Consider the following 12,565-nt stretch of genomic DNA (forward strand, 5'->3'; position numbering starts at 1 on the left):
AAAGGATTGACAAAGTTACTGCTAAATTGTTAAAATGAATCTTTTAATTGACAGAAACTTTTAAAAGTGTTATGCTTATACTTAGTGAGGTGTAAGCGACATGCCAAAAACATTAGCGGACATTAAGAAGTCATTGGATTCTCACCTGGGAAAACGTTTGCACTTAAAGGCAAACGGCGGTCGGAAGAAGACGATCGAAAGAGCTGGGGTATTACGCGAAACGTATCGCGCAGTATTCGTAGTTGAACTTGACCAGGACGAAAATGCGTTTGAAAGGGTATCTTACAGCTACGCAGATATTTTGACCGAAGCGGTTGAAATAACAATTCTCGATGGCGTAGATTCTACCGAGTTTAGCGTCAAATAATTACAGCATTTATGATTTAGTTCATTTTTTTTTAAAACATCTTTGTCGACATTCTGAAATAGAATGGATGACAGGGGTGTTTTTTCTTTTAAGTGGTTCATACTATGTTTGTCAGCTACAGAGGAGGAAAACCGAATGGCGAAAAGACGTGGTATTATGTCTGAGCACTTGAAAGAAGAAATTGCAAAAGAGCTTGGATTTTACGATGTTGTGGAGCGAGAAGGTTGGGGTGGCATTAAGGCAAGTGACGCTGGAAATATGGTGAAGCGAGCAATTGAAATGGCCGAACGAGGAGTAGCAGAGGAAAAGAAATAGCTATGAATGACCCTGGAATCCATTAAGAGCTGACTGAAGAGGAGTTGCATGTAGCGTCCATACGACGTATCGTGCAGCTCTTTTTTTATAAGATAAGTATACATGTTTTGCAACGTAGAGCAATATTTAGTGGTTTAGGGCCTGTGGGCTATGAGTTACATGGTAGGGACGAGGATTTTTCTTTTTTTATCCAATGCGCTTCGGCTTTTCTTATTGTCTAGCCTCAGCGCCTAGGGACCGGGTCATAAGCCATCTTGGCTATGAGGTAAAGATCTCCTCTTCGCCAATCTTTCTTATGTCTATCGCAGGCATACAGGATGTGGCGAACTTAGGTTGCCTTTCCTTTATCTGAGGCGTTTCGGCATTTCTTATAACCAAAACAAATCGCCCTATGGTAAAATAGGGAACAATGACAAGCTGGAATGGAGGGAGCCGGATGCTGTACGAGAAGGCGCCAGCAAAAATCAATTTAACACTTGATGTGTTACATAAACGACCTGATGGTTTTCACGAAGTAGAAATGATTATGACAACGGTCGATCTTGCGGACCAGATCTGGATTCGTCCGATGGATAACGGACGAATCACCATAAAAACGTCCGAACGTTTTGTACCGAATGATAGAAAAAATTTGGCCTATCAGGCAGCTGAATTGCTACAAAAACAGTATGGAATTAAAAAGGGTGTAGAGATTACGCTTGAAAAAAGTATTCCTGTTGCCGCAGGGCTTGCGGGGGGAAGTTCAGATGCTGCCGCCACATTGCGGGGGTTGAACAGGTTATGGAATTTAGGGATTAGCGCGGACGAGCTAGCTACATTAGGGGCGCGGATTGGTTCAGATGTATCGTTTTGCGTCCATGGTGGAACGGCGCTTGCGACGGGGCGTGGCGAGATCATCAAACGTTTACCTGCACCGCCTAATTGTTGGGTTATTCTCGCGAAGCCCGCTATTTCAGTTTCGACAGCCGATATTTATGGAAATCTTGATCTTTCCGCAGTTATACATCCGAATACATCCAGCATGATAGAGGCACTTATGGCAAGTGATTATGACAAGATGTGCAAGTCCGTTGGCAATGTCCTTGAAGGTGTCACAATGGATCTTCATCCACAAGTTGTGATGCTAAAAGAGCAGATGAAAAGATTTGGCGCAGACGCGGTCTTGATGAGTGGTAGTGGTCCGACTGTTTTTGGTCTTGTCAAACATGAGTCGCGGGTTCCACGTATTTATAACGGCTTGAAAGGGTTCTGTCCGGAAGTCTATGCGGTCAGGATGATCGGCGAACGTCACTTTCTTGATTGACCACGTACAATTGTGTTAATGTACGATTAAAACATTCGGGTTTAGGGAGATGGTACCATGAAGTGGAAAAGAAGCGAGCGGCTTGTCGATATGACGCGCCATCTGTTGGATTATCCACATGAACTCATTCCACTGACCTTTTTTTCCGAACGCTATACAGCAGCGAAGTCCTCGATAAGTGAGGATTTGACGATTGTAAAAGAAACGTTTGAGGAAAAAGGGACAGGAAAGCTAGTGACGATGTCGGGCGCAACGGGTGGAGTGAAGTTTATTCCAAAAACGGCAGAATCAGATGTTCGTGAAGTGATGGCACTCTTAATAGAGAAACTTGGTCAATCAGATCGGTTGTTGCCGGGTGGCTACTTGTTTATGACAGACCTTCTTGGCAATCCACGTATCATGGACCGTGTCGGTAAAGTATTTGCTTCCGCGTTTGCGGAAACAGAGATTGATGTCATTATGACTGTGGCGACGAAAGGGATTCCGATTGCACATGCAATTGCGCGTCATTTGAATGTCCCTGTAGTCGTTGTTCGCCGTGATAGCAAAGTGACGGAAGGGCCTACCGTTAGCATCAATTACGTGTCTGGCTCGACAAGGCGTATTCAGACAATGGTATTATCAAAGAGAAGCATGCAAAGCGGTCAGAAAGTGCTTATTACAGATGACTTTATGAAAGCTGGCGGCACAATGGTCGGGATGAAGAACCTGCTCGAGGAGTTTGGTTGTGAGCTTGCAGGTGTGGCGGTTCTTGTTGAATCTATTCACCCGGAAGAAGTCCTTGTCGATCATTATTTGTCCCTTGTAAAGCTTCATGCGGTAAATGAGAAGGACCGCACCATCGCATTGGAAGAAGGCAACTACTTTTTGGAAGGTGGAAAATGATATGAACTATGTAGCGACAGAAAACGCACCAAAGGCAATTGGACCATACGCACAAGCGGTCAGCGTGAACGGATTCATTTATACATCTGGACAAATTCCTTTGACGCCGGAGGGACAACTTGTTGAGGGAACCATCGAGGAACAGACACATCAAGTGTTCGCAAACTTAAAAGCAGTTCTTGCGGAAGCCAACTCTTCATTGGACAAGGTTGTAAAAGCAACCGTTTTCATTAAAGATATGAATGAGTTTGCTGCGTTAAATGAAGTCTATGCAACCCATTTTGGTGCGCATACGCCTGCCCGTTCAACGGTGGAAGTTGCAAGGTTGCCGAAAGATGTAAAAGTTGAAATTGAAGTCATTGCTTTAGCTAGTAAATAACGTGAAATCTGCGCCCGCCCGTTAAATCGGAGCGGGTTTTTCTATTTATAGACCAGTTAGAAACTTCTGTTATTCCAAATCTTTTAAAAAATGTATTGCTAAAAGAAGGGAAACGCTTACTTTTGTGGAATATAGTCGTCATGCGTTGTAAAGATAAAAGGGGTGGAAAAGGGATGGAAGTGACAGATGTGAGATTACGAAAGATAGAGACAGATGGAAGAATGAGGGCGATTGCTTCAATTACGATTGATGATGAATTTGTCGTACATGATATCAGGGTTATCGATGGCAATGACGGTTTGTTCGTTGCTATGCCAAGTAAGCGGACGCCAGATGGGGAATTCCGTGATGTAGCACATCCGATTAATTCGAGTGCACGGACAAAAATTCAAGAAGCTGTACTCGCGGCGTATGATCTTTGTGCGAAAGAAGAGGTACTTGAAGGGGCAGGTGCATGATCGACTAACCAACCCTGTATGATGCAAATGGAAAAAGCTACCTAAAAGGGTGGCTTTTTTCTTATGCCACGGAATGAAAACATCTCCTTGAATAGAATTGAGAAAATAAAAGTACTAATATTAAAAGATTATTATCTACTTGTCAAGTGAGGGTGGTTGAAAAAAAAAGTATTTTCAGCTATAGTCAAATAGTGAAAAGATTAAGGGCTAAACAGTTTTTAATTCTCATTGATGGGGGAAGTCAAATGACGAAAACATATGCCGTAGTTCTTGCTGCAGGGCAAGGCACACGGATGAAGTCGAATTTATATAAAGTACTCCATCCAGTCTGCGGAAAACCGATGGTCGAACATGTAATTGACCATATACGTGGTCTTGGAATTAACAAAGTTGTAACGATAGTCGGTCATGGTGCAGAGCAGGTTGAAGATACGCTTGGGGATAAAAGCGAATATGCGCTCCAAGAACAACAACTTGGGACTGCGCATGCAGTTCAGCAGGCGGAGAGACTCATTGGTGATTTAGACGGTACGACAATCGTCGTATGCGGGGATACACCACTTATCCGTTCGGAGACGATGGAAGCACTCATCGCACATCATAATGCAACCGGTGCAAAAGCGACAATCTTGACAGCTAATGCAGATGATCCAACAGGATACGGACGTATTATCCGCGGGCAAGATGGGCAAGTTCTTCGTAACGTTGAACAGAAGGATGCGACACCAGAAGAGCAGGAAGTTACCGAAATCAATACAGGTACGTATTGCTTTGATAACAAAGTGCTTTTCGAAACGTTGAAAAAAGTAAAGAATAACAATGTGCAAGGTGAGTATTATCTTCCGGATGTCGCTGGTATTTTGCAATCCGAAGGAGCACTCGTTTCGGCGTATATGACAGACGACTTCAGTGAAACACTTGGTGTTAATGATCGTGTCGTCTTATCGGAAGCGGAACGCGTTATGCGCCGTCGTATTGCCGATAAGCATATGCGGAATGGTGTAACAATCATTCACCCGGACAATACCTATATCAGTGCGACTGCAGAAATTGGTCGTGATACGATTCTTCAACCAGGTACAATGATTGAAGGGCATACTGTTATCGGCGAAAACTGTATAATTGGCCCCAATAGCCAGATTGTAGATAGTGTCATCGGTACAGGGACGACAGTCCATTCTTCGGTTGTTCTTGCCAGTACGATTGGTTCTATGACGGCAGTTGGACCGTTCGCTCACATCCGCCCTGATTCAAATCTTGGTGATAAAGTGAAAATCGGTAACTTCGTTGAAGTGAAAAAGTCGACACTTGGCGAAGGAAGTAAAGTATCTCATTTAAGTTATATTGGTGATACAAATATTGGTTCACGCGTCAATGTCGGTTGCGGAACAATTACAGTCAACTATGACGGTAAGAAAAAACACGTCACGACAATCGAAGACGATGCCTTTATCGGTTGTAATTCTAATTTAATAGCACCGGTAACTGTCGAAAAAGGTGCATATATAGCGGCTGGGTCAACGATTACAAAAAATGTCCCAGAAAGTTCACTTGCAATTGCACGCGCGCGGCAGGAGAATAAAGAAGGTTATGTAAAAAAACTAAATTCCAACAACCAGGAGGGCCATAATGCCTAATCATTATCCAGACAATAAATTAAAGATATTTTCTTTGAATTCCAATGAACCACTTGCAAAGCAAGTAGCAGAAGAAGTCGGGTGTACACTTGGTAAATCTTCGGTCAAACGATTCAGCGATGGCGAAGTGCAGATCAATATCGAAGAAAGTATCCGTGGTTGCGACGTATTCGTTATTCAGTCGACGTCACAGCCAGTTAATGAAAACTTGATGGAATTGTTAATTATGATTGATGCATTAAAGCGTGCATCTGCGCGTACAATTAATGTTGTTATGCCTTACTATGGTTATGCACGTCAGGATCGCAAAGCACGTCCACGTGAACCAATCACTGCAAAACTTGTTGCAAATTTAGTGGAAACAGCTGGTGCACACCGTGTGATTGCAATTGACTTACACGCACCACAAATCCAAGGTTTCTTTGATATTCCAATTGATCATCTTGTTGCCGAGCCGATTCTTACGGAATACTTTGAAGGAAAAGGTTTCAACCGAGATGAACTTGTTATCGTTTCTCCTGATCACGGTGGTGTGACTCGTGCACGTAAGATGGCAGATCGCATGAAAGCACCTATCGCAATCATCGATAAGCGTCGTCCACGCCCGAATGTTGCTGAAGTAATGAATATCGTAGGGAATGTTGAAGGAAAAACAGCAATCCTGATTGATGATATGATCGATACTGCAGGGACAATTGCAATTGCGGCAAGTGCCCTTATCGAAAGCGGTGCAAAAGAAGTGTATGCTTGTTGTACACACCCTGTGTTGTCAGGACCTGCTATTGAGCGTATTGACAACTCAAAAATTAAAGAATTGGTTATTACGAATACAATCGAGCTTCCGGAAACGAAAAAGTCTCCAAAAATCACTGAGCTATCGATTGCCAAACTTCTTGGCGATGCAATCGTTCGTGTATTTGAAGAGAAATCTGTTAGCACATTATTTGAGTGATATGAAAACATGCGCATGGAAATCCGTGCGCATCTTTTCTATTTAACTTTATTCGTCAGATGTCACAGATTGTCAGGGGAGCTTAAGAAGGCAGTCTAAGTGCGCGACGTCTTGTCGCAACAAGGTAGGATGTAGTTCAATCCTTCCTCACTGCATGATCTACTTCCTGTAGACCCTGAGCTCGAAAAAAATCGGACGCAATTACGCCTTGGCGTAATTGATAATAAGGACTAAAAAAGGACGCGAAAATGATGAAAATGATAATTGGACTCGGCAATCCGGGTAAACAATATGAAAAGACCCGCCATAATGTGGGTTTTCATGTCATTGATGAGCTTTGCGACCGTCTGTCTGCACCGGCGATGCAAGCAAAATTCAACGGGATGTATACAGTTATTCACCGTCCAGAAGGAAAAGTGATGCTAGTCAAGCCGCTTACCTATATGAACCTATCTGGCGAGTGTGTCCGGCCATTAATGGACTATTTTGAGGTGAATGAAGCGGATATTGTCGTTTTGTATGACGATCTCGATATTGCACCAGGAACCATTCGACTGCGCCAAAAAGGAAGTGCGGGTGGCCATAATGGCATGAAATCACTAATTGCACATCTTGGGACAGACCAATTCAACAGAATCCGTATTGGTGTTGGACGTCCGACAGGCGGTATGAAAGTGCCGGATTATGTGCTGGCGCCTTTTAGCAAAGAAGAAAGTCCGTTAATAGAGGACATGGTGCAAAAAAGTGCATCTGCTTGCGAAGCATGGTTTGCCAAACCTTTTCTCGAAGTCATGAATAACTATAACTAGCCTCAGCAAATGTTTTTGTACTGAAAGCGAAGCGTCAGCTACAGAAGCCTCCACTTCGAAAAGTGATGGGATGACGACTCGATTTAGTGCTGGTTCAATTACGCCTCGGCATAATTGATTGATGTGTGACGAATAACGTAGCCGACTCCTGCCTATACTAAAGGTAAAAAGGGGCGGAGACTATAATGGCGATTCGATATACATGCCGGCATTGCGAGACAGAAATAGGTACACTCCCGTTTGAATCCGTGAAGGAGACCATTCTTCAGTTACAAAAGACGGACGAAGGACAAGAGGACCAGTTTTTGACGTATGAAAAGGACGGAGATTTGACGGTTCGCTGCATATGCGAGCAATGTGAACAGTCACTCCTTCGTTTCCCAGATTACTACACACTTAACAAGTGGCTTCAATAAGAGGTATGCTTTGGCGCTAGATGGCGTTCAAAGCTTTTTCTGTTTTTTTACTGGATCCAATAGAATTACTTCAGCTCTATTAGTGGTGTAACTGATTTGATGAATGATGAAAAGAAGGGGTGTGTATGAGTGGAAGCGCTCTTAGATTTATTTTTACAAGAAAAAGAGATTCGGGGTCTAGTGGAAGAGTTAGAGGTGGGGCAGGACCGTCAGCTCATCGCAGGGTTATCAGGCGGAGCAAAGTCAATCTTTTTCAAAACACTTCAGCAGTCTAGTAGACAACCGATTCTAATCGTCTCTCCTAACTCATTGCAAGCGCAGCGTACATATGAAGATCTAGTCAAAATGTTGGGTGACTCACTTGTCCATTTGTATCCGGCAGAGGAGATCATTGCGGCAGATTTCTCGATCTCAAGTTATGAACTTCGTGCTCAGCGCATCGATACACTGGATCATATGGCGCGGGTTGGGAAAGGCATTTATATTACCCCGATTGCGGGCATGAAAAAGCTACTGCCGGCAAGAGAGCGGTGGTTGAACAGCACGTTAATGACGAAAATTGGTGATACAATTGACATCGTAAAATGGCTGGACCAACTTGTATCGATGGGCTATACGAGACAAACGATGGTAACGGCACCGGGTGAATTTGCATTGCGTGGAGGTATTTTAGACCTCTATCCGTTGAATATGGAAGACCCTGTTAGGATTGAGTTATTCGATACGGAGGTTGACTCCATCCGGACATTTTTGGCTGAAGACCAGCGCTCTACAGGGAAGTTAGAGGAGATAACCATTCTTCCAGCATCAGAGTTTGTTTGGGCCAATGAAGATTTGACGACCATTGCGGAAAATCTAGAAGTGGCACTCGGCGTCAGTCTGAAGAAGATGAAAGATGTGGAAGCCAAAGAACGGTTAACGGTGAATATGACGGGCGATATTGGCCTATTGAAAGATGGCATCCTTCCAGAAAACATGTTGAAATACGCATCTTTTTCAAATGCAAACACTTACCTCGGGGACTATTTCCCGGGCAATGGCACCGTGTTTTTCGATGAGATTGGGCGGATTCTAGAAGTTGTCGCGTCACTTGAAGCAGAAGAAAAGGAATGGATGATAGCGCTTTTGGAAGAAGGAAAGATTGTCCATGACGCAAAAACTTCCTTTGTATTCGACGAAGTGCATAGCATGTTAAATCAGCGTAAAGTCTATCTATCGCTATTTGTTCGTTCGATACCAGGAATTACTGTGAAAAAGACGGTCACATTTTCATGTAAGCCAATGCAGCAGTTCCATGGTCAAATGAATTTATTGAAAAATGAAATAGAACGGTGGCAACAAGGTCATTTTAATGTTTTCATTGTCGTGGATGGCACTGAACGCATGAAGAAAGTACAGTCGATTTTGCAAGATTATGATATGACATCCGTCTTGTCTGGTAAGACTTCGAATGCAGGTGCTGTACTTGTCGTGGACGGGGATTTGTCTGCAGGATTTGAGCTCCCTTTCCAACAGATTGCTGTTATAACGGATTCGGAATTATTTAAAGGGAAACCGAAGCGTAAAGCACGACCACAAAAGATGACCAATGCAGAGCGCATCAAAAGTTATTCAGAAATAAAACCAGGGGATTACATTGTCCATGTGAACCACGGAATCGGAAAATACATCGGTATTGACAACATCAGTCAAGGCGGTATAGATAAAGACTTCCTTGTCATCCATTTCCGCGGGGAGGATAAACTGTACGTTCCTACGGACAAGATTGATTTGATCCAAAAATATGTTGCGTCGGGCGAAAAAGAACCGAAATTGCATAAGATGGGCAGTGCAGATTGGAAAAAGACCAAAAGTAAAGTATCAGCTGCTGTTCAAGATATTGCGGACGACCTGATTCTTCTATATGCCAAACGTGAATCTGAAAAAGGGCATGCATTTGCCCCAGATGACGACTTGCAACGGTCATTTGAAAACGCATTCCCTTACGATGAGACAGATGACCAACTTAGGTCGATTAGCGAAGTGAAGCTAGATATGGAGAGAGAGCGTCCCATGGATCGATTACTTTGCGGGGATGTCGGCTATGGTAAAACTGAAGTGGCCATCCGTGCTGCGTTTAAGGCTGTGGCGGACGGAAAACAGGCGGCGTTCCTAGTGCCGACGACGATTCTTGCGCAACAGCATTACGAAACTATGAAAGAGCGTTTTGCTGGTTTTCCGATTGAAGTGTCGCTGTTAAATCGTTTCCGAACGAAAAAGCAACAGACGGAAACGTTGAAAGGCGTAAAAGCTGGAACCATCGATATTGTCGTGGGTACGCACCGCCTGCTTTCAAAGGATGTTGCTTATCATGACCTTGGCTTGCTGATTGTCGATGAGGAGCAACGATTTGGCGTGACGCACAAAGAGAAACTAAAACAGTTGAAAACGAATGTTGACGTTCTGACGTTGACAGCGACGCCAATTCCGCGAACGCTCCATATGTCGATGCTTGGTGTCCGTGATCTTTCTGTCATCGAAACGCCCCCAGCAAACCGATTCCCTGTTCAGACGTATGTGATGGAACATAACTTTGGTCTTGTTCGCGAGGCGATTGAACGAGAAATGGGCCGTGGTGGGCAAGTGTTTTATCTATACAATCGTGTGGAAGACATAACGCGGAAAGTCGATGAAATTAAGCAACTTATCCCCGAAGCGAGAGTAGGATTTGCACATGGACAAATGGGAGAGTCGGCACTCGAATCAGTCATTCTAAGTTTTTTGGAAGGTGAATACGATGTGCTTGTTACGACGACGATTATTGAAACAGGTATCGATATTCCAAACGTCAATACGCTAATCGTTCACGACGCGGATCGAATGGGCTTGTCGCAGTTATACCAACTACGCGGACGTGTAGGACGTTCTAATCGTGTGGCGTATGCTTATTTCCTTTATCAACGCGATAAGGTACTGACTGAGGTGGCTGAAAATCGTCTACAGGCGATTAAAGAATTTACCGAACTCGGTTCTGGATTCAAAATTGCGATGCGTGACCTATCCATTCGTGGTGCAGGTAATTTACTTGGCTCGCAACAGCATGGCTTCATTGACTCGGTTGGTTTCGATCTGTATTCGCAGATGTTACAAGAAGCAATTGAAGAAAAGCAGACGGGTATTGTCAAAGCAGATATTCGAGAAATGGAAATATCGTTGCCAGTCAACGCTTATATTCCAGACGGGTATGTTCGAGACGGCTTCCAGAAGATTCAAATGTACAAACGCGTGAAGGCGATTGACAGTGAAGAGGATTATAGCGAGCTCGTCGATGAAATGACAGATCGTTTTGGTGACATGCCACTTGAAGCAGATTTACTGCTTCGTATCGCGCGTATCAAAGCATGGGGACGTGCTGCAGGTGTTGAATCCATCAAGAAAGTCAATGCACGTATTGAAGTACGTCTATCACCAGAAGGGACCGCAATAACGGACGGTGCTAAACTGGTATCCGAATCGATGAAATTTGGTCGTGCAGTTGGGTTTACAATGGAGGGCGGTCAACTCATCATGAATGTCGATGAACGTCATACTGGAAAACAGACGGCATTTGATGTTTTGGAAGAAATGATGCAGTTACTTCAATCGGCTGTAAAGGAAGCAGTTGTTTTTGATTCCGTCTAAAGGGCATGTTGCATATTTTGTCCAAAAATGATGCATACTACATTTGAAACAAAGATTTAGTTCAATTTTGTGGAAAGTGAGGCATCATGTATGAAGGCAACGGGAATCGTCCGCAGAATCGACGATCTAGGAAGGATAGTTATTCCAAAGGAAATTAGGAGAACACTCCGAATTCGTGAGGGGGATCCGCTTGAAATTTTCACGGATCGAGATGGCGAAGTCATTTTGAAAAAGTATTCCCCGATATCGGAACTGGGCGAGTTTGCGAAAGAGTATGCAGAAACGCTGTATGAAACGCTTGGCACACCTACACTTATCAGCGATAGGGATGAGATGATTGCCGTAGCCGGTTTATCGAAAAAGGATTATTTGAATCGCCAGCTATCCCCAGATATCGAAGAAGTATTAAAAGGCCGTAAAATCGTCATCGAAAAACTTGAAAAGGCAGTGGAATGGATACCGGGACAAGTCGAACAAGTCAAATCATATTGTATCGCACCGATTGTAGCTGGTGGTGACACAATTGGAGCTGTTTACTTGCTATCGAAAGTCCATTTCATTGGCGAACCTGAACAAAAGGCGGCAGAAACAGCCGCACATTTTTTATCGAAACAAATGGAGCAATAAGAAACAGCCCACATGGACCGGAAGTTGTCGGTTTGTGTGGGCTGTTTTTGTGAATGGAGAGAAATGATTGGTACCTAGCGCTTACACAATCAATCCATCCTTCATTGTAATAATCCGATCCGCATAAGCTAGCATTTCCTCGTCATGTGTCACCATCAACGTCGTAATATTTAACGTTTTTGTCAGCTCGCGAATCAATGTCATTACGTCTTTCGATCTTTTTGAATCAAGGCTTGCTGTCGGCTCATCGGCAAACAGCATTTTCGGTTTGTGGATGATCGCGCGGGCGATTGCGACCCGCTGTTTTTCCCCGCCGGATAAGGAAGCGGGGTAAGCGTCTTTACGATGATTCATGTCGACCAATTTTAATATCTTTGCAACTTCGTCTTTTTGTACGCGTTTAGCCATTTTTGTTTCTGATACATCAAGCATCAGCAATAGTTGTTCTTCCACAGTCAAAAAAGGGACGAGGTGGGAGGATTGAAAGACAAAGCCGAACTCGCTGGCTCTGATTTTTCGAATTTGCTCTTGGCTCATGTCGCTCATATTTTTCCCTTGGAATACGATTTGCCCATCGGATGCACGTTGCAATCCTGCTGCGATTGTCAGGATTGTGCTCTTCCCAGATCCTGATGCGCCGACTAAGGCTGTTATTTCCCCTTCCTGTAGAGAAAGGTTAATGCCTTTTAAGACCTGTTCTTCGACTTCACCGTTCGTAAATGTTTTTGTTACTTCGTCAATAGTAAAGACCGTCATT

The 12,565-nt window shown here is 43.8% G+C and carries 13 protein-coding genes; 12 read left to right on the top strand and 1 reads right to left on the bottom strand.

What is annotated here, in order from left to right:
- Positions 1-100 precede the first annotated feature (100 nt).
- The 12 genes from veg to spoVT all read left to right on the top strand — a co-directional run bounded on the left by veg (position 101) and on the right by spoVT (position 11,808).
- A complete protein-coding gene (gene veg, locus ACIQ0H_RS20820; RefSeq protein ID WP_403419101.1) occupies positions 101-367 on the top strand; it encodes a biofilm formation stimulator Veg in 267 nt (88 codons plus the stop codon).
- A gap of 135 nt (positions 368-502) precedes the next feature.
- The gene (locus ACIQ0H_RS20825) at positions 503-682 is read left to right on the top strand and encodes a small, acid-soluble spore protein, alpha/beta type (protein WP_403419103.1); all 180 of its coding nucleotides are present in this window, start codon (positions 503-505) and stop codon (positions 680-682) included.
- Positions 683-1,118: 436 nt separating this feature from the next.
- Positions 1,119-1,985, top strand: coding sequence for a 4-(cytidine 5'-diphospho)-2-C-methyl-D-erythritol kinase (gene ispE, locus ACIQ0H_RS20830; protein WP_403419106.1), 867 nt, complete (start codon positions 1,119-1,121; stop codon positions 1,983-1,985).
- Positions 1,986-2,042: 57 nt separating this feature from the next.
- Positions 2,043-2,870, top strand: coding sequence for a pur operon repressor (gene purR, locus ACIQ0H_RS20835; RefSeq protein ID WP_403419108.1), 828 nt, complete (start codon positions 2,043-2,045; stop codon positions 2,868-2,870).
- A gap of 1 nt (position 2,871) precedes the next feature.
- Positions 2,872-3,249: a RidA family protein gene (locus ACIQ0H_RS20840; protein ID WP_403419110.1), complete on the top strand. Its 378-nt coding sequence runs from the start codon at positions 2,872-2,874 to the stop codon at positions 3,247-3,249.
- A 173-nt stretch (positions 3,250-3,422) separates the two neighbouring features.
- Positions 3,423-3,707 carry a septation regulator SpoVG gene (gene spoVG / locus ACIQ0H_RS20845; protein WP_403419112.1) on the top strand — a complete coding sequence of 95 codons (285 nt, stop codon included), beginning with the start codon at positions 3,423-3,425 and terminating at the stop codon, positions 3,705-3,707.
- 245 nt (positions 3,708-3,952) lie between these two features.
- Positions 3,953-5,344: a bifunctional UDP-N-acetylglucosamine diphosphorylase/glucosamine-1-phosphate N-acetyltransferase GlmU gene (gene glmU, locus ACIQ0H_RS20850; protein ID WP_403419114.1), complete on the top strand. Its 1,392-nt coding sequence runs from the start codon at positions 3,953-3,955 to the stop codon at positions 5,342-5,344.
- Positions 5,337-6,296, top strand: coding sequence for a ribose-phosphate diphosphokinase (locus tag ACIQ0H_RS20855; protein ID WP_403419116.1), 960 nt, complete (start codon positions 5,337-5,339; stop codon positions 6,294-6,296). The genes glmU and ACIQ0H_RS20855 overlap by 8 nt, the downstream gene beginning before the upstream one ends.
- Positions 6,297-6,547: 251 nt before the next feature.
- The gene (gene pth / locus ACIQ0H_RS20860; protein WP_403419118.1) at positions 6,548-7,105 is read left to right on the top strand and encodes an aminoacyl-tRNA hydrolase; all 558 of its coding nucleotides are present in this window, start codon (positions 6,548-6,550) and stop codon (positions 7,103-7,105) included.
- 185 nt (positions 7,106-7,290) lie between these two features.
- Positions 7,291-7,521, top strand: a complete 231-nt coding sequence (locus ACIQ0H_RS20865) for an anti-sigma-F factor Fin (protein ID WP_403419120.1) — start codon at positions 7,291-7,293, stop codon at positions 7,519-7,521.
- A gap of 129 nt (positions 7,522-7,650) precedes the next feature.
- Positions 7,651-11,181 (top strand): transcription-repair coupling factor, encoded by a 3,531-nt coding sequence (mfd, locus tag ACIQ0H_RS20870; RefSeq protein WP_403419122.1) that lies wholly within the window; start codon positions 7,651-7,653, stop codon positions 11,179-11,181.
- A 90-nt stretch (positions 11,182-11,271) separates the two neighbouring features.
- Positions 11,272-11,808, top strand: coding sequence for a stage V sporulation protein T (gene spoVT / locus ACIQ0H_RS20875; RefSeq protein ID WP_403419124.1), 537 nt, complete (start codon positions 11,272-11,274; stop codon positions 11,806-11,808).
- 81 nt (positions 11,809-11,889) lie between these two features.
- On the opposite strand, the gene ACIQ0H_RS20880 is transcribed toward spoVT, so the two are convergent.
- On the bottom strand, positions 11,890-12,564 hold the full coding sequence (locus ACIQ0H_RS20880) for an ABC transporter ATP-binding protein (protein WP_403419126.1): 675 nt from the start codon (positions 12,562-12,564) through the stop codon (positions 11,890-11,892).
- Between the last annotated feature and the right edge of the window lies 1 nt (position 12,565).

The organism is Sporosarcina sp. NPDC096371 (genome assembly GCF_044762865.1).
Classification (GTDB): Bacteria; Bacillota; Bacilli; order Bacillales_A; family Planococcaceae; genus Sporosarcina.